We start from the raw sequence: 19084 nt of genomic DNA, 5'->3' as shown, positions 1-19084 counted from the left end.
TCTTGGGAAGCCCGCACCGTATGCGTAGCATTGGTGTCGGGAGGATGTCACTGCCTTTGTCTCTGGAGCAACCCCTGGCAGCTAAACCGCTTTACTGCCCACTATCCACTATCCACTATCCAATACCCATCCCTCCCCAATCCAAAATCCCAAATCTAAACCAAGTCCAGCTAGAAAACTTGAGTTTTTCTCTACAAAAAACTACCGTTCTGGACTTGGACGCGGTTTAAAATCCAAAATCTCCTATCGCTTGCGCTAGAGTCATTAAGGCTGGTGCATTCAAGACAATTCCATGACCGATCCTGCCCCAACTTCTGACCTGACCAGTGGCTTACCCGAACGGCTGATTAAATATAAAGTGCAGTATGCCCATCACCGGGAAGTGAACCGGGACGATCTCACGCCAATGATGCGGCATTATGTGGAACTGAAGGATCAGTATCCCAACGCCTTATTGCTATACCGGATTGGTGATTTTTTTGAAACCTTCTTTCAAGACGCGATCGCCGTCGCCCGTGAACTGGAAATCGTCCTGACGGCAAAACATGCGGGAGAAGCAGTGGGTCAGGTGCCCCTGGCCGGAATTCCGCACCATGCCCTTGATCGCTACTGTGCCCTATTGGTTGAGCGGGGGTATGCGGTTGCTGTCTGTGACCAGACTGAAGATGCCGCCGATGTGCAGGGCCGACTGGTGCAACGGCAAGTTACCCGAATTATCACTCCTGGCACGGTACTGGAAGAAGGGATGTTGAACGCCCGCTGCAACAACTTCCTAGTGGCGGTGGTGATTGCCGGACAGCAGTGGGGATTGGCCTATGCAGATGTCTCCACAGGTGAATTCTTAACCACTCAGGCAGAAAACCTGGAACACTTGACCCAGGAACTGATGCGGTTGCAGCCTGCGGAAGTTCTGGTGCCCACCAATGCCCCAGATCTGGTCAGTCTTTTGCGTCCTGGCGAAAAGTCCGATCAATTGCCTGACTGTTTGCCCTCCCAGTTCTGCTATACCCTGCGACCCCAGGCTCCCTTTATCCTCTCCGAAGCTCGCTATCGTCTGCTGCAACGGTTCAAAGTACGATCGCTAGAAGGCATGGGCTGTGATCATCTTCCCCTGGCAGTACGAGCAGCAGGAGGCTTACTGGAATATCTGGAAACTACATCAGAACGCGGCACTTTAGAGCCAGAAGTAGAACCTCAAAATCCAAAATCCAAAATCCAAAATCCAAAATTATCTCGCGCCTCCTTACAAAAAGTACCGCTCCAACCTCTTTGCACCTATACCCTGAGCGAATACCTGACGATCGATTATCAGACCCGCCGCAATCTGGAAATTACGCAAACGGCACGCGATGGGACGTTTCATGGGTCGCTGCTGTGGGCACTCGATCGCACCAGCACCGGCATGGGCAGTCGGATGCTGCGTCGCTGGCTACTGCAACCGTTACTCAACCTGGCTGATATTCAGGCGCGTCAGGATTCCCTGGAGGAATTGGTGTGCAACAGCTTTTTGCGGCAAAACGTGCAGCGGCTACTGAAGCAAATTTATGACCTGGAACGGCTAGCGGGACGGGCTGGTTCTGGGACTGCCAATGCCCGTGATCTTGTCGCTCTGGCCGATTCCTTTGCCCGCCTGCCTGACTTAGCGACGGTCGTGGCAAAAGCTCAATCCCCTTACCTGATTGCTTTACAATCCACGCCCTCGGAATTAGAGGCAATGGGATCGCTATTACGATCGCACTTAGTCGAAAATCCGCCGCTGACCCTTTCGGAAGGCAACCTGATTCGGGATGGTGTGAATCCAACGCTGGATGAATTACGGCAGCAGGTAGAAGCGGATCAGAAATGGATTCGGGATCTAGAGGCGATCGAGCGGGAACGCACCGGCATTCAGACCCTAAAAGTCAATTACAACAAAACCTTTGGCTATTACATCAGCATCTCCCGCGCCAAAGCAGAGCAGGCCCCCAAAGACTATCAACGCAAACAAACCCTGACCAATGAAGAGCGATACATTACCACCGAACTGAAGGAGCGAGAAAACCGCATTCTCTCTGCCCGTGATGAGTTGAATCGGCTGGAGTACGAGATTTTTGCTAACCTGCGATCGCAAGTCGGTGCCCAGGTAGAACAAATCCGCACCGTCGCCAGAGCCGTCGCTGCTGCTGATGTCCTCTGTGGTCTGGCCGAGGTTGCCGCCCTGCAAGGCTACTGCCGTCCTCGCATGACCTCCGATCGGCGTATCGAAATCATCAATGGTCGCCATCCCGTCGTCGAACAATCCTTGCCCAGCGGATTTTTTGTCCCTAATTCAACGGGGTTGGGAGGGCAGCAGGCAACAGGCAGCAGGCAACAGGCAGCAGGAGAGGAGGTAATGGAAGATAGGGAAGGTGGGGAAGCAGAACCACCTCTAAAATCCCCAATCTCCAATCCCCAATCCCCAATCGACCAAGGACAAAAGATAAAGGACGGAGGACAGAGAATAAACTCCCCCGATCTGATCATCCTGACCGGCCCTAATGCCAGTGGCAAAAGCTGTTACCTGCGACAGGTGGGGCTGATTCAACTGATGGCGCAGGTGGGGAGCTATGTTCCAGCGCAGGCGGCAACCCTGGGGATTTGCGATCGCATTTTTACCCGCGTGGGGGCCGTGGATGATCTGGCGACGGGACAGTCCACCTTTATGGTGGAGATGAATGAAACGGCTAATATTCTCAACCATGCCACTCCCCGATCGCTGGTATTGCTGGATGAAATCGGTCGAGGAACGGCCACCTTTGATGGTCTGTCGATCGCCTGGGCCGTGGCTGAATATCTCGCGACTGAGATTCGCGCCCGCACCATCTTTGCCACCCATTACCATGAATTGAATGAGCTGGCCTCGATCCTGCCCAACGTCGCTAACTATCAGGTAACGGTGAAGGAATTGCCGGATCAAATTGTCTTCCTGCATCAGGTACAACCCGGTGGGGCCGATCGCTCCTACGGCATTGAGGCTGGACGGTTAGCGGGCTTACCTGCTGCAGTGATCCAGCGAGCCAAACAGGTCATGGGACAGATTGAAAAACACAGCAAGATTGCGATCGGACTGCGGCAAAGCAATGCGACTGCAAAAACTGCTCAGGAGAAGCATAGCAACGGTTATCTGGAATCCTCAGATCCACCCTCAGAACAGTTGACCATTTTTGGTGCTTAAGGTGATCTGGCAATCCTATCTGGATTGTGAGAGATTTTCTGCCGGAAAAGCCTCTCACAACTACTACTTCTCTCACGACTGATTTAGGACCACGCTCTGTCTGGTGGTATTCCAAATCGTTGTTTTGGTTGGGTAGAGACGTTCCGGCGGAACGTCTCTACTGTGGTAACGGCGATCGCCACGTTCCGTCCCAGGGTTCGCCCCCTGTTTCTAGTCCTGCCACATTACTGTTGGCTTGCAGAATCATGCGGCCCGTCCAACGATCTCTCAATTCCAACCGCAACCGACCATGAGTCGTATCCCGGCAACGAAATTGCAGGCCGTTCTGCGAGGGAACCCGCACCTCGACTGGCGGACTTTCTACAATTCCCCACACAGTCACTGTGTATTTTTCATTTTCTGCCCAGACGTGCCAGTAACCCCAGGGTTCCACTTCCCAGCCCACTGTCGCATTCCAGGGGGCAAACTCATAAAACTGGCCGCAGTGATGAATCCCAATCAGGGCAACAGACTCAAACCACCACAACACCTGACGCTTGCCCCCCGCTGCTGTCAGTGCCAGATCAAGCTCCCCAGCAAAGGCATTACAATTCAACCAGAACCATTTCTGCGGAAACGCCCCACCCCAGTTCTTTTCGGCATAGGCTGGAGCATTCACAAAGTCATAACGCCGTCCTCGCCACTCAATCCATCCGCTGGCTAACCCATGAGCCATCAGGACTTGCCAACCCGGTTCAAAAATCTGCAAGGACGAGAGCCATCCAGCGGTCGATCGCGGCCTCTCTGTGACATTGCCCCACCTATATAGGGGCTGAGTGTGGTACTGCCAGCGAATCACCCCATCATTGGGAAATCGCAGGACACCTTGATGCCAGGTTGTCGTCACCTGATATCCCTCCTGAACCTGCTGATCAAAGTCATGGGGAGCCAGAAAGCGGGGCAAAGATCCATCCTTCCAGGTACGCCAGTGACCCAATCCCAAGCGATCTCGCCAGCCCCAGAACGATCGCACATCAGGAAACGTCCGACAAAGGTACTCATCGTCTGGCCCCAGGAGTTGAGCCGCGCCACCAGTGGTTGGTGTCTCCCCTGCAGGATCTTCTATGGAGTACATAAAAGCAAAAGTCTGCTGACAGTCGGTGAGCGTCACTCGGAAGTACCATCCCTCAAAAAAGCGGTTCAGTTGACCATGCCAGTGATAGCCGCTATGGGGCGTCTCTATTAGGTAGTGAAGCACGTCAATTTTGCTGGATCTACTGCACCTTTGGAATCTATGCTTGCTGGGCAAAAAAGTCCATAGACTAAATATTAGGAACAAGATTAAAAACCTTGAACAATCCTTAACCAGACCTTTCCCTAGCTTGTTGTATACTTCCTGTAACAAAACTGAGGAAACTCACAAGTTCCACTTACAATGTGGATTTTTTTTCGGGTATACTGAGAATAGGCTTAACTCTTAAGTCAGGTGTGAGTGAGAGTAAAATCATGTCAAAAATACTTTGGAATTTAGTATTGGCAGCGCCTGCAATAATCGGTGCAGGATATGTTAATGCCGCTCAGGCTGAAACCTTGAATCAAGGTGTAGTTGCTGAACCAACCGCTGCCACCGAACAGCATGAAACCATTGTGGCTCAAGCAGTCCCTTCTGCTAGCCCTGCCACAGATAATAGCCAAATTCTGAACCAGATTAATTCTTACAGTGTAGAGGGGAGAGGCAACAGTCTCGATCAGGTGACTTCTGTTTCCCAGTTCAGCGATGTGAAGCCAACGGATTGGGCTTACCAGGCTTTGAAGTCCCTGGTGGAGCGCTACGGCTGCATTGTGGGTTATCCTGACAAGACCTACCGGGGTAATCGTGCCCTCACTCGTTGGGAGTTTGCCGCTGGTCTGAATGCCTGCCTGGACAAAATTCAAGAATTAATCGCTGCTGCGACCGCTGATTTTGTTCGCAAAGAAGATCTGGAAACGGTGAAAAAGCTCCAGGAACAATTTGCGGCAGAACTAGCCTCGCTGCGGGGACGAGTGGATGCTCTGGAGGTTCGCACGGCAACCCTGGAGAAACAACAATTCTCTACTACCACAAAACTAGCGGGTGAGGCTATCTTTGCGATCGCCGATACCTGGGGTGATTCTGCAACTGTTCGCGGTAATGGCAGACCTATTCCAGGAACCATTGCTGAAGATCGGACTGAAACCATCTTTGCCAATCGGGTACGCCTGTCTCTCAACAGCAGTTTCAGTGGGAAGGATCTGTTGCGCTTGCGACTACAGGCCCGCAATGTCACTCCCTTCAGTGGCGCAGGTCTGACAGGTACCCAGGAAACCCGCCTATCCTTCGACGGTAACGAAAACAATTCTGTCTTTATTGATAAAGCGTTCTATCGCTTCCCCGTTGGGCAGAATCTGCGGATTCAAATTGATGCTACCAACGCTGAAATATATGACGGTATCATCAGTACCCTGAGTCCGTTTGAAAGCAGCGGTCAGGGAGCAATTTCTCGCTTTGGTCGCTTCAACCCAATCTATCGGGCCAATAACCCGGGTAATACTGGATCAGCTGGGATTAGCTTTGACCTCAAGCTTGGCGATTTTGGAGCCTTGCAAGGTGGTTACTTTGCAGGTCCCAATAGCAATGACCCTAGCATCAAGAATGGGTTATTCAATGGTGCTTATGCAGCACTGGGTCAACTGGTGCTTCGACCCATGAAAACCCTGGATATTGGCTTTACTTACGTTAATGCCTACTATCCAGGAAATCAGGTGAATGTTACCGGAAGCACTGGAACTGGTTTTGCGATTAATCCGTTCACTGGTCAGACTGTAGGTCGTGTGGCGAACTTCGGCAGAGCCTTAAGTTCAGAGAACTACGGTATCCAATTACAGTGGCGAGTAACCCCAGCAATCACGGTGGGAGGTTGGTATGGTTACACGATGGCCTACCGCAAGTCCAACAACGATTTTGCCGAGATTCAGAACTGGGCTGCCTTTCTGGGCTTCCCTGACTTAGGTGGGAAAGGTAATTTGGGTGGTCTGCTATTTGGGCAAACCCCCAGAGTCACCAATACTCGCTTCCGTCCGTCGGGCGCGAATAATGCCCTGCGAACTCAAGACTATGAAGCACCGCTTCAGTTGGAAGCATTCTATCGTTACCGGGTTAATGACAATATTTCCATTACCCCTGGAGTATTTGTCCTCTTTAGTCCAGAAGGTAATAGTACTAACAACACTCAATATGTAGGGGTGATTCGTACTACCTTCACGTTCTAAACCAAGTCTCGCTAGAACATCATCGGTTTCTCATAAAAAAACTAGAGTTCTAGGCTTGGGCAAGGTTTAAATTTTGGATTAGGGATAGAATCTCGGTTCTATCCTGAATTCCTCCTCACATCAAGCACAGAGATTCCACTCAGGTGGAATCTCTTTTCTTTTAGTCGCTTAAATTTTTTAGTCGCTTAAAGTATCCAAAACCCTAGCGGTAAACCGTAGTATGATAAAAAGTATCTGCGCTTATGTCACCCAGTTTGGATAGATCCGTGGAACTTTCTTGTAAAAACGAGTATGCAATCCTGGCGTTAATCGAGTTAGCGGCCCATTTTAATAGCGGTGAACCCCTACAAATCCGCCAGATCTCTCAACAGCAGCAAATCCCCGATCGCTACCTGGAGCAACTGCTGGCCACATTACGTCGGGGGGGGCTGGTGCGATCGCAACGGGGCGCACGGGGAGGTTACGTCTTGGCGCGAGAACCCTGGAAGATTAATTTACTGGAAGTCATAACCTGTTTGGAAGGAGCCGATTCTCAGCCGATCGACCAGGATGCTCCTGTAAAAACCGTGGAAAGCGCCGTGATTAGTGAACTGTGGAATGAAGCTCATCAGGCAGCTCAATCCGTTCTACAGCGCTATACCCTACAGGATTTGTGTGAAAAACGGGATGCCCGCCGTCAATTGGACATCATGTATTACATTTAGAATTCACTTCAATGTGTCTTTTCGCTTCTCCTTCTATTGCTCTAAACAGCGAACCCTCTAAACAGTAAATCATGCGAATTGCTCAGAACATTACGGATCTCATCGGTCATACCCCGCTGGTACAACTCAATCGGATTCCCCAAGCAGAAGGGTGTGTTGCCCAAATTGTCGTCAAACTGGAGAGTATGAATCCCTCCTCATCCGTAAAAGACCGGATTGGCATTAGCATGATTACCGCCGCCGAACAGGAAGGGTTGATTTCACCGGAAAAAACGGTGCTGGTAGAACCGACTTCTGGCAACACCGGAATTGCTCTGGCGATGGCCGCTGCCGCCAAAGGGTATCGGTTAATCTTGACCATGCCAGAAACCATGAGTGCCGAGCGGCGAGCCATGCTGCGGGCTTATGGAGCAGAACTAGAACTGACTCCCGGCATTGAAGGTATGAGTGGCTGCATTCAACGGGCACAAAAAATTGTTGATACCCTGCCCAATGCTTACATGCTGCAGCAGTTCCGCAATCCGGCTAATCCTAAAATTCATCGCGAAACAACGGCTGAAGAAATTTGGGCTGATACTGATGGGCAGGTGGATATGCTGGTGGCGGGAGTGGGGACAGGTGGCACGATCACCGGAGTCTCGGAAGTAATCAAGCAACGCAAGCCCACCTTCAAAGCGATCGCCGTTGAACCCTCCAATAGTTCCGTGCTGTCCGGTGGTCGTCCAGGGCCGCACAAAATTCAGGGGATTGGGGCTGGCTTTGTGCCGCCTGTCTTAAATGTCAACCTGATTGATGAAGTGATTGCTGTGTCCGACGAGGATGCGATCGCCTACGGTCGTCGGTTAGCTCGGGAAGAAGGATTGTTGTCCGGGATTTCCAGTGGTGCGGCCCTATATGCCGCCCTGCAGGTGGGACGACGGCCAGAGAATGAAGGCAAACTGATTGTCATGATTCAGCCCAGCTTTGGCGAACGTTACCTCAGCACTCCCCTATTCCAGGATCCAGAACTGATGACAGCAGGGCCAACGAACTAAGGAATGTGGATTAAACAATAGCGAATCTTGTAGGATGTGTTAGGCGACAGCCGCAACGCATCGGTACCTGAGGATCGAAGATAATGCGTGACGCTGCGCTAACCCATCCTACAGAAGGATTCTAAATTATTACAGCCAAGATCCCAATGGCGAATGACTACTACCACACCCTGGAAGTGAGTCCAACGGCGACTCAAACTGAGATCAAGCAAGCCTATCGTCGGCTAGCTAAACTCTTCCATCCGGATAGCAATCGGAGTACCTCAAATCACGACAAAATTGCCCGACTGAACGCCGCTTATGAGGTGTTAGGCGACCCGCAGCAACGCCAAGCGTATGACCAGCAGCGCAGCTATCATGCTCACTTAGAAGCGGCTGGGTTCTCGGTGGGTAAAACAACCCGGCAGGAACGCACCGCAGCGGCCCAAGCCCGACACCGGAGAACCCAGAAAACCGGCCAACAGGCGGATGCAGAACTCCAGGAATGGATTAACCAGATCTATACTCCTGTTCTTCGCCTGTTACACAAAATCCTGGATGCATTCAACGATCGAGTAGACGATCTGGCCGCCGATCCCTTTGATGACGAACTGATGCAGGACTTTCAGGATTATCTGGAAGATTGCCAGGATTGGCTCTATCAGGCTGAACGCATTTTTCGATCGCTGCCTAATCCTCCCAATGTTGCAGGTGTCGCCGCTAACCTCTTCTACTGCCTGAATCAGGTGGGGGACGGCATCGAACAGTTGGAATTTTTCACCAGTAGCTACGACGAGCATTACCTGCACACAGGCCAGGAACTATTTCGGATTGCCAAAGGATTACGCCGCGAAGCCCAGGCTGCCGTCAAAGCGATCGCCTGATTCTGCTGGGAATGGGGGATCGGGATACACTCCACACCCCAATCTCAAGGCTGTAGCTTACTCATCTAGAAATCGCTGTAAGCTGGCATGAATTTAAGAGTTTCTTAAGATTTTAACGTTTTCATTACCTGCCCTTAAAACCCTTGGGCTAAAGTCAGTATGGATAACTTTGAGTTAATAAAACGTCCTCACGATTATGGTTCTCAGTCGCAGAGAGCTGCTTGTTTTTCTGGGAGCCACCGCTGGCACCGTCGCCTGTGGCAAACTGCCATTTGTCAGCCGTCAAACTGTCTCCTCTGTTAACCTGCAGGAACTTTTAGGGTTTCAACCCATCAAAGGCCCTATTCCTCTGGCCACAGACGCATTGACTAGCGAGCAGCAAATCGCCCAGTACAGCGTCTACAACGTGGTCGATGATCTCGTCCTACCAGACGGGTTTACCTATGACATCATCGCGGCCTGGGGAGATCCGGTCGGCGACTCCCGCTTTGGCTACAACAATGATTACCTGGCGTTTTTTCCAACCGGACAGGATACGGCCAGGTTAGCCGTGAATTTTGAGTACATTAGCACCATTCCCTGGCAGCAAACTTATCAGCAGGTGATCGGTAAATCTCTGCCACTGGATGAGGTGAAAACCGCTATACAAACTGCTCTTCAGGCAGGCAACAATCAGGAAACAATCGGCCTCAATGCCTATGCCCTGCCTGCTGGCGATCCTCTCAAAGCCAAAGTCATCACCATTTGTCGAGAAGCATTGATTGATCAGGGAGTTGGCATCCTTTCTCTGAAGCAGAATGCGAATGGACAGTGGCAGCACATTCCTGCACCGGGCGATCGGCGGATTACAGGCATCTCCGGGCTAGAAGACGGACGATATTTGCAAGCGACCGGGCCAGCCGTAGCCATTTTTCAAAAATCTCAGGGGCAGGGGTATATAGATTCCCTGGGCGACAAAATTATCGGCACGATGCAAAACTGCGCCGGAGGCCAAACCCCCTGGGGAACGGTATTAAGTGCTGAAGAAAACTTTCAGGGGCAGGTACCGGAAGCCGTGTATCCCGATGGCACCTCTTTTCGGCCTGAAACTCGGCCCTTCAGCATCAGCGATGAAGAACTGATGGGATTGGGCAATGTGTTTGGGCTGGCGGGCAATAAGTATGGCTGGATTGTCGAAATCGATCCGGCCAATCCCGACGACTATGGCACCAAGCACACCTGGCTGGGTCGGTATCGCCATGAAGCGGTGGGAATTCGCGTGGAAGCCGGCAAACCGTTGGCATTTTATTCGGGATGCGATCGTCGGGGCGGCCATCTGTATAAGTTTGTCAGTCAAGAACCTGTTCGTGATCCAAAGGACAAAGCCAATTCTCGACTGCTGACCAATGGGATGTTGTATGTGGCTCAGTTACAGCCCGATGGCAGTGGCCGCTGGATTCCCCTCGCTCCCAGTACTCCCGTTGCCCCTCAGTCTCCCACCGTCCACAGTGGAGCCATGCTGCCCCTGCCCCAACGTCCTGAAGGCGGCAGTTTTAAAGCCGATGATCCCGCTCAAATTGAGGCTTTTCAACAGCGATTTAAAACGCTGGGTGATCTGTACAGTGGCACTCCTCAAGAAAAACAGGGAGCCATTCTGATTGATGCTCATCTGGCGGCTAATGCGGCTGGCGCGACCTGCACGGCTCGTCCGGAAGATACAAAAATTGGCCCCGATGGCTCTCTGTTTATTACCTTTACATCAGGTGGCATCAGTAAGGAAGACGGTAGTCCGGATGCTCGTATCTTTAAAGGGCCAGATGGCAATACAGCCTATGAATACGGTTGGATCATGCGCCTCACCGAGGATCAGAACCATCCTGCGGCCACCACCTTTCGCTGGCAGATGATTGCGACTGGAGGCGAACCGGCCAGTGGCGGACAGGGATTTGCCAATCCGGACAACCTGGCGTTTGATGCGAAAGGCAACCTGTGGATGGTGAATGATATGTCGTCTGATAAGCTGAATCAGGCCGTTCCGGCAGGCCGACAAGCTAATGGCGTTCCCGTTACCCCCTCCAATCTGAGAGGCATTTTTGGCAATAACAGCATCTGGTATCTGCCGCTATCGGGCAAAGCTGCCGGACAGGTCTTTTTATTTGGTACTGGCCCCATGGAGTGTGAGACGACTGGCCCCTGCTTTACTCCAGACCATAAAACACTCTTTTTATCAATCCAGCATCCGGGGGAAGTGCACGGGGTGCGGCAGAACATGGCCCTCAGCGATCGCGAGTTTGCCATCCGCACTACCGATGGTCGGGAATTTATGCAACGCCGCCAGGTTCCGATCGGGTCTAACTGGCCGGGTAAACAGCCAAATGATCCGCCTCGACCTGCGATCGTGGCAATTCGCCGTACCAATCAGCAAACATTAACTTTGTGATTGTTCAAGTGTATGAATCACAATTCTACAAAAATTGCGTCAGTTTTCGAAAATTGTTGTTAACATTCTCCTGCTGGGAATGTTAGGAACACCTGTGAACGCCGAAAATCAGCCACCCTCGGAACCCGAAATTCCACAATCTTCAGTACCATCAGCCTCAGTATCACCAGTCTCCCAACTGAAGTCTTATCACTGGCTATGGTTGGCGATTGGACTAGTCGGGGTTGCTATGCTATCAGCTACGGCAGGAGCACTGCTAGCTATCACAATGGCCAGTACTCCTTTGATGCAGCGTAAGTTGACCCCTCAGGAAGCGGCCGTATTTTCTAAAGGTGAACTTTCCAAGGTTAATAACCTGCAGTTGCCCGATCTCAGCCGTCCCGTCAATATTCTGGTGCTGGGAGCTAAAGTCCTGTCTAATGACGTAGCAGACGATTCAGGTCGAGTGCAGAAGCTGGGCTATCATGCTCTGATCAACTCCTTTGAGGGGTTGACCGATACGATGTTGTTGCTTCGGTTTAACCCAGAAACCCGAAAAATGGTGATTCTCTCAATTCCACGGGATACCCGCGTGGAGATTCCCGGTTATGGAATTGGCAAAATAAACGAAGCGAATGCCAATGGTGGGCCAGCTCTGAGTGCTAAAACAGTGAGCCAACTCCTGGAAGGAGTTGGCATTGATCGCTATATCACCATTAATGTGCAGGGGGTTCAAGCCCTAGTAGATGCCCTGGGTGGTCTGACGGTTTACGTTCCTAAGGACATGAAGTACACCGATGAAAGTCAGCACCTATATGTCAATTTAAAAGCGGGCAAACAACACCTGAATGGAGAGCAGGTTCTACAACTATTGCGCTTTCGTCATGATGCGTTGGGAGACATTGGCCGGATTCAGCGGCAGCAGATGGTGTTTCGTGCCCTCTCTGATCAGGCTTTGAATCCAGCAACACTGACTCGCTTTCCCCAAATTTTGTCCGTTATTCGATCGCACATTGACACAAATCTGACGGTTGAGGAACTGCTAGCACTCCTGGGATTTGCCACCCACATCGATCGCTCCAACATGCAAATGATGATCGTGCCAGGTCAGTACGGTGACATTGCCACCTATGGCACCAGCTACTGGTTAGCCGATAGCGATCGCATTGCAATGATGATGGCACAACACTTTAATGTGGGAACTCAAACAGCCACGACCATCGTTCCCAATCAGGTAAGAGTTTCGATTCAGGACAGCACCCAGCGATCATCTCCACAGAACATCCTGCAACGTCTTCAGCACGCGGGCTACAGCAATGTCATCGTCACTGACCCCTATGGGGAACCGTTAACTGTGACTCGCATCCTTGCCCAACAGGGAGATCTGGAAAGTGCTGAGGCCGTCCGTAAGGTACTCGGTTTTGGGGAAGTTCGGGTAGAAGGAACCGGTGATTTAAACTCTGATGTAACCATACAACTGGGTCAGGATGCCGTACCAAAGCAAGCACAAACTCCTTGACTAGAAGGGGGGCTTATCTGGAAACGATCGCACTCTTACTTCGGCTGTGTATTTCCCAACGGCCTGAGTGATCGTCTCGCGCAAATTTGCATACACCTTAGCAAAGGGCGGTTGGCGGTTCGATAACCCCAGGATATCAGAGGTGACAAGCACCTGACCATCGCAGTGCGGCCCTGCCCCAATGCCGATCGTGGGAATCATCAGTTTTTGGGTAATCTGACAGGCTAGGTCGCTGGGAATATGTTCCAGGACGATCGCAAAGGCTCCGGCCTGTTCTAAAGCGATCGCTTGCAATAAAATCTTCTCCCCCGCTTCCTGGGAACCCCCCTGTTGCCGATAGCCCAACTGGTGGACAGATTGAGGGGTTAATCCGACATGACCCATGACGGGAATTCCCGCTTCGACTAGACGAGCTACGGTTGTAACTGCAGTCGGATGGCCACCTTCTAGCTTGACAGCCTGTACTCCAGCTTCTTTCAATAATCGTCCTGCAGAATGAAATGCCTGCTCTACACTTTCCTGATAAGTCATAAACGGCAGATCGGCAACCAATAAGGCTCGCCTGGTGCCCCGCCGAACAGCCTTGGCATGATGGATCATCTCATCCAGGGTCACGGGTAAGGTGGTGTCGTATCCCAGGATCGCCATGCCTAGAGAGTCTCCTACCAGCAGTACATCAACTCCCGCTTCATCTAAAATTTGGGCCAGCGCATAATCCCAAACGGTTAATGCAGCGATCGCACGCCCTTCTTGCTTAAAGCGGATTAACTGTTGAGTGGTGATGGGCATAGGAGGAAAGGGATGAGGAATTGGGAATGAGGGATGAGGGATTGGGGATAAGGAATTGGGGACTAGGGGATATAGCCAGGATAACGAATTCACAGAATCTTTATGGATTTGGTGAATTAAACCTTGTCCAAGCCCAGAACCGGACTTTCTCTGATCAGAAAACGACCGTTCTCTAACTGGACTTGGTTTAGTCTGTTTCATTGCCTGTAATTTCTCTGGTAGTTGCTATTTTTTGGCGAACCCATTCACGGAAAGCTCGGCGCATGGCTTTTTGCATAAGTAAATGTGGTGACAGCGATCGGCAGCTTTTATGAATGGGGACATTTCGCGCCCCAGAGCTATCTGATAATAGAGATTAACCTAACTTACTGGCGCAACGTTTTCTATGGGTTTCTACATCTCGCCCCGCTTTCTGGACAAATTGTCTGTCCACATCACCAAAAATTATCTGGATTTGCCCAATGTCAAAGTACCGCTGATTCTAGGAGTTCATGGCCGTAAGGGAGAGGGGAAATCCTTTCAGTGTGAACTGGTGTTCGATCGCATGGGCGTGAATGTTGTTCATATGTCGGCGGGAGAGTTAGAAAGTCCCGATGCGGGGGATCCGGCCCGACTGATTCGATTGCGCTACCGGGAAGCCGCCGAAATGGTGAAGGTACGCGGCAAGATGGCCGTATTGATGATTAATGATATTGATGCCGGAGCGGGACGGGTTGATCAGTACACCCAATACACCGTCAATACCCAATTGGTGAATGGTACGCTGATGAACATTGCCGATAATCCCACTAACGTCCAGTTGCCCGGTTCCTATGATTCCGAGCCGATTCAACGGATTCCCATTATTGTTACCGGTAACGACTTTTCCACCCTGTATCAACCGCTGATTCGGGATGGGCGAATGGAGAAGTTTTTCTGGGAACCCGATCGCAGCGATCGCATTGGCATTGTGGCAGGCATTTTTGAGGTAGATCAGGTCGCTCATGCCGATATTGAAAAACTGGTGGATACCTTTCCGGATCAGGCGATCGATTTTTATGGAGCGTTGCGATCGCGACTTTATGATGAACAGGTGCGGCAGTTAATCCAGGATGTGGGTCTAGAGCACATTTCCTTGCGAGTGGTAAATAGCGCTGAACGTCTGCCAGAATTCCGTAAGCCCGATTTCAGCCTGCCCCACCTGATCGCAGTAGGTAAGCAAATGGTGCAGGAACAGCAGCGGGTTCAGGAAATGCGCCTCGCCGAGGAATATAACAAATCCCTCTACTTCAACCGCAAGTTGGGAGACACTAGCGATCGCACCCCGGCCAAACAAGAAACCACCTCCTCCCCTTCCAACCAATTCTTCCGTTCCTACCAAAACACTCCCAACGGCAACCAGAGATCTTCTCCCACTCCCCCACCCCCCCACTTCTCCACTCCTTCCAGCTATCCTGGTCAAGCCTCCAGCACCCGCCTGACTCCTGACCTGGTGACAGAAGTCAATCGGATCCTGGGTCAGGGGCTGCGTTTGGGCATTGAGTACGTGGATGAACGCCGCTTTCGGACAAATTCCTGGAACTGCTATGGGATCTTTGAAGGCAATGGAGCCAGCGCGATCGCGGCTTTAGAAGCCTGCCTTGCCGACCACCGCAACGACTACATCCGGTTGGTTGGAACCACCAAAGATCGTCGCCGTGTGGTAGAAAACATCATCCAACGGCCTCACAATCAAGCAGCCAGACCTTAAGCGATGTCAGCCCCCCCTGCTCCCAACGTTGCATCAGCACGGAGTGCGATCGCCCTGGGGAGTAACCTGGGCAACTCCCTGCAAACATTAGAATCAGCAATTGTATCGCTGGCCCAAACTCCAGAGATTTTCCTGCAAGCGCGATCGCACTGGTATCAAACCCGAGCTGTTGGGCCTCCTCAACCCGATTACCTGAATGGCTGCATGCTGCTGACTACCACCCTGAATCCTCATGCCTTATTGCAGGTGTTATTGGATATAGAAAAACAGTTTGGCCGGGTGCGCCGAGAACGCTGGGGACCCCGCACTTTAGACCTGGATTTGTTGCTGTATGGCGATCGGATTCTCCATACCCCCAACCTGCAAATTCCCCATCCCCGTATGACTGAGCGAGCCTTTGTTCTGGTGCCCCTGGCTGAAATCGCCCCCGACTGGATTGAACCTGTTTCCGGCAAAGCGATCGCTGACCTCGTACAAACGGTAGACTGTTCAGAGGTTCATTTAATTCCCTAACCCAGGCGTTTCGGTGAAACGCCTCTACCCAATCCCCAACCCCTAATTTCTAATCCCTAATTCCCTGACTAACGCCTATGCCTCTTGGTGGAGAACCCCCTCAATTACTCAAGCAGCGCCTGTTTTATAAAGGTCGTAAATTTGGCTTTGAGGTCAGCCGTCTACGTCTTCCCAATAAGAACGAAGGCGAGTGGGAATATATTCGTCATCCTGGAGGTGCTCTGGCGGTTCCCGTCACCTCTGATGGCAAATTAGTGCTAATTCGGCAATACCGTTTCACTACACGGGGACGCATTCTGGAGTTTCCGGCAGGGACGATCGAGGCAAATGAAGGCCCCGAAGAAACTATCAAACGAGAAATTGAAGAAGAAACGGGCTACCGTGCTCATCAGTGGCAACGGTTAGGTGAGTTTTTTGTCGCTCCAGGATACTCCGATGAAATTATTTATGCTTTCCTGGCGCAGAATTTAGAACTTCTGGAAGAACCACCCGAGGGGGATAAAGATGAGGATCTGGAAGTGGTATTAATGAGCCTGGAAGAAGTGGAAAAGGCAATTCATGTCGGCGACTTGATTGATGCCAAGTCCATTTGCAGTTTTCTGCTGGCTCGTCCGTTCCTTGAGCAATCCTCTTAAATCCTCAGTTTATGTCCCAACTGATCCTGTTCTGGCACCGACGCGATTTGCGGATTTCTGATAATGTCGGGCTGGCGGCAGCGCGGCAACGATCGGCCAGAGTGGTAGGAGTCTTTTGCCTGGATCCCAATATTCTGCGTCATGATGTAGCTCCGGTACGAGCCACTTACATGATTGGGTGTTTGCAGGAATTGCAGAAGCAGTACGCTCGGGCAGGCAGTCAGCTTCTGATTCTCAACACCGATCCACGGCAGGGCATTGCGGCTTTAGCAGTGGCATTGAAGGCTACTGCTGTCTTTTTTAACCGGGATGTGGAACCTTACGCCCGCGATCGCGATCGCACGGTTGCTGCTGCTTTGAGGGAACAGGGCATTGAAGTCTGCACCTTTTGGGATCAACTGCTGCATGCGCCTAAAACCGTGACCACTAGCTCTGGGCAACCCTATACCGTGTACAGCCCCTTCTGGCGTAATTGGAGCCGTCAAGCCAAACAGCCACCTGTGGAAAAATTACAGCAGGCCACCGGCTTAACGGAGAACGAGCAGGCGATCGCCCAACAAGCCGGAACCATTCCCTTGCCGACAGCGAAAGACTTAGGGTTCATCTGGGATACGCCCTTAATCCTGGAACCCGGAGAGCAGGGAGCGGCTGATCGATTAGCCGAATTTTGCGATCGCGCCATCACGGATTATGCGGAGAAGCGGAACTTCCCCGCCCATCCCGGCACCTCGCAGTTGAGTGCTGCCTTGAAGTTTGGGGCGATCGGCATTCGTACTATCTGGGCTGCCACCCTGGAAGTAGAGCAACAGGTGCGTAGTGATGAAGCTCGCCAAGGTATTCAGTCCTGGCGGCAGGAATTGGCCTGGAGAGAGTTTTACCAGCACGTCCTGTATGGCTTCCCGGAACTGGCTGAAGGCCCCTACCGCCCCCATTTCAAAGCCTTTCCCTGGGAGAATAACGAGGAATGGTTTCAAGCCTGGTGTGAAGGCAGAACAGGCTATCCGATCGTCGATGCCGCCATGCGTCAAATGAATGAAACTGGCTGGATGCACAACCGTTGTCGGATGATTGTGGCCAGTTTTCTCACCAAAGATTTGATCATTGATACCCGACTGGGCGAGCAGTATTTTATGCAACGCCTGATGGATTGGGATTTGGCCGCTAATAATGGTGGGTGGCAGTGGAGTGCCTCCAGTGGGATGGATCCCAAACCGCTACGAATCTTTAATCCGGCCACTCAGGCGCAAAAGTTTGACCCAGAAGCAGAGTACATCCGGGAGTGGTTGCCGGAACTCAGAAGCGTGGAAACTGAGGATCTGGTAACCGGAAAAATTTCGCCGGAAGACCGCGATCGCTGTGGTTATCCGGCTCCGATTGTGGATCACAGTCAGCGGCAACGGCGATTTAAGGTGTTATATCAGCAGCAGCGGGAGCGGGTTGGAGGAAATTAGGGATTGGGGATTAGGAATTAGGGGTTAGGAATGAGTGTGCACTATTCACTATCCACCATTCGCCCTTCACGGGTATATGGGAGAGATTTAGATAAGTAATTCTATCTAAGGAGAGAGCCAAAGGTCTCACTTTAGATAGAACTAGCGAAGGAAGTAGGGAAGGTTCAAAAAATTTACAAATTTTAAAAAACGCTCTACTTCTCCCCAGGAATTCCACATACTTTCCACAGGCTTAGGATTTTTTTCCACACTATCTCCACAGATTTTCCCCAGGTTTGCCAAAGTTTTCCACAGGCTGCACGGCAGAATCGGCTTTTCCTCAACGATCGCGGCTTCTCTTTTCTCCGGTCATTATTAAAGTTCATCCCCCAGTTTTTATTAAGAAGAGTAACAAGAGCTGACCTCAAATGCCGATTCTTTCGTAAACCTTTTTTGTCTATAAAGCGAGGCGTAATATTTCTCAACATTGACAACCCTGAGAATTCGATTGAGAATGGTGCGACCAAGAGATCAACGCGCTGACTCTTGCTGACGATTTCCACAACTCCTGGTGGGAGGACGGAACGATCGCAGCCAGAATTGGCTCACTTTGTCGTTTGTGTGTTCCAATGTTCCATTGCTGGAAATTAAACCAAGTCCCGCCAGAGAACGGGTGTTTTCCGATCAGAGAAACTCCGGTTCTGAACTTAGACCAGGTTTATACTTGCCTGCTTCCTTCCTCAACCATCCATTCCCTGTAAATTTGAGATGCCATGAATACCACTGTTAGTTTGCTAGTCGAAGTTCCCGAAATTCTGCATGAATCCCTGAGAAATTACCTGGAGATGCGCCCTGATTGGGATCAGGATCGGGTGATTACAGCAGCGCTTTCCCTGTTCCTCTTACAAAACCAGAGCGAAACGGCTCCGGAAAAGCTGCATCATCGGCAAGCCTCCCGTATTTATCTCGATACGATGTTCAAGCGACCGATTGGACAGAACTAAACTATT

At 51.3% G+C, this 19084-nt stretch carries 14 protein-coding genes; 12 read left to right on the top strand and 2 right to left on the bottom strand.

Going from position 1 to position 19084, the window contains the following annotated elements:
* Nucleotides 1-292: 292 nt before the first annotated feature.
* Entirely contained in the window at nucleotides 293-3193 is a 2901-nt protein-coding gene (mutS, locus tag ACUVQO_RS02275; RefSeq protein WP_445924271.1) for a DNA mismatch repair protein MutS, read from the top strand.
* A 157-nt stretch (nucleotides 3194-3350) separates the two neighbouring features.
* Here mutS and ACUVQO_RS02270 read toward each other — a convergent pair whose 3' ends face one another.
* A complete protein-coding gene (locus ACUVQO_RS02270; RefSeq protein WP_445924270.1) occupies nucleotides 3351-4430 on the bottom strand; it encodes a tocopherol cyclase family protein in 1080 nt (359 codons plus the stop codon).
* A gap of 248 nt (nucleotides 4431-4678) precedes the next feature.
* Here ACUVQO_RS02270 and ACUVQO_RS02265 point away from each other — a divergent pair, with 248 nt between their 5' ends.
* The 6 genes from ACUVQO_RS02265 (at nucleotide 4679) to ACUVQO_RS02240 (ending at nucleotide 12978) form a co-directional block, all read left to right on the top strand.
* A complete protein-coding gene (locus ACUVQO_RS02265) occupies nucleotides 4679-6460 on the top strand; it encodes an iron uptake porin (protein WP_445924269.1) in 1782 nt (593 codons plus the stop codon).
* 266 nt (nucleotides 6461-6726) lie between these two features.
* Nucleotides 6727-7164 (top strand): Rrf2 family transcriptional regulator, encoded by a 438-nt coding sequence (locus ACUVQO_RS02260; protein WP_445924268.1) that lies wholly within the window; start codon nucleotides 6727-6729, stop codon nucleotides 7162-7164.
* 71 nt (nucleotides 7165-7235) lie between these two features.
* Nucleotides 7236-8198, top strand: a complete 963-nt coding sequence (gene cysK / locus ACUVQO_RS02255) for a cysteine synthase A (RefSeq protein WP_445924267.1) — start codon at nucleotides 7236-7238, stop codon at nucleotides 8196-8198.
* Between the two features lie 146 nt (nucleotides 8199-8344).
* Nucleotides 8345-9061 carry a DnaJ domain-containing protein gene (locus ACUVQO_RS02250; RefSeq protein ID WP_445924266.1) on the top strand — a complete coding sequence of 239 codons (717 nt, stop codon included), beginning with the start codon at nucleotides 8345-8347 and terminating at the stop codon, nucleotides 9059-9061.
* Between the two features lie 196 nt (nucleotides 9062-9257).
* Nucleotides 9258-11480, top strand: a complete 2223-nt coding sequence (locus ACUVQO_RS02245) for a PhoX family protein (protein WP_445924265.1) — start codon at nucleotides 9258-9260, stop codon at nucleotides 11478-11480.
* A 94-nt stretch (nucleotides 11481-11574) separates the two neighbouring features.
* Nucleotides 11575-12978 (top strand): LCP family protein, encoded by a 1404-nt coding sequence (locus ACUVQO_RS02240; RefSeq protein WP_445924264.1) that lies wholly within the window; start codon nucleotides 11575-11577, stop codon nucleotides 12976-12978.
* Here the strand turns inward: ACUVQO_RS02240 and panB are convergent, their stop codons facing one another.
* Nucleotides 12979-13767, bottom strand: a complete 789-nt coding sequence (gene panB / locus ACUVQO_RS02235) for a 3-methyl-2-oxobutanoate hydroxymethyltransferase (RefSeq protein ID WP_445924263.1) — start codon at nucleotides 13765-13767, stop codon at nucleotides 12979-12981.
* Between the two features lie 385 nt (nucleotides 13768-14152).
* On the opposite strand from panB, the gene ACUVQO_RS02230 reads away from it, so the two are divergent.
* The 5 genes from ACUVQO_RS02230 to ACUVQO_RS02210 all read left to right on the top strand — a co-directional run bounded on the left by ACUVQO_RS02230 (nucleotide 14153) and on the right by ACUVQO_RS02210 (nucleotide 19078).
* A complete protein-coding gene (locus ACUVQO_RS02230; RefSeq protein WP_445924262.1) occupies nucleotides 14153-15496 on the top strand; it encodes an AAA family ATPase in 1344 nt (447 codons plus the stop codon).
* Between the two features lie 3 nt (nucleotides 15497-15499).
* Nucleotides 15500-16009, top strand: coding sequence for a 2-amino-4-hydroxy-6-hydroxymethyldihydropteridine diphosphokinase (gene folK / locus ACUVQO_RS02225; RefSeq protein WP_445924261.1), 510 nt, complete (start codon nucleotides 15500-15502; stop codon nucleotides 16007-16009).
* 77 nt (nucleotides 16010-16086) lie between these two features.
* Nucleotides 16087-16644 carry an NUDIX hydrolase gene (locus ACUVQO_RS02220; protein ID WP_445924260.1) on the top strand — a complete coding sequence of 186 codons (558 nt, stop codon included), beginning with the start codon at nucleotides 16087-16089 and terminating at the stop codon, nucleotides 16642-16644.
* A gap of 11 nt (nucleotides 16645-16655) precedes the next feature.
* Nucleotides 16656-18095 carry an FAD-binding domain-containing protein gene (locus tag ACUVQO_RS02215; RefSeq protein WP_445924259.1) on the top strand — a complete coding sequence of 480 codons (1440 nt, stop codon included), beginning with the start codon at nucleotides 16656-16658 and terminating at the stop codon, nucleotides 18093-18095.
* A gap of 752 nt (nucleotides 18096-18847) precedes the next feature.
* A complete protein-coding gene (locus ACUVQO_RS02210) occupies nucleotides 18848-19078 on the top strand; it encodes a DUF2811 domain-containing protein (protein WP_445924258.1) in 231 nt (76 codons plus the stop codon).
* The last annotated feature ends 6 nt before the right edge of the window (nucleotides 19079-19084 follow it).

This window comes from Leptodesmis sp. (genome assembly GCF_052746595.1).
This window is presented reverse-complemented; position numbering and strand designations above follow the sequence as displayed.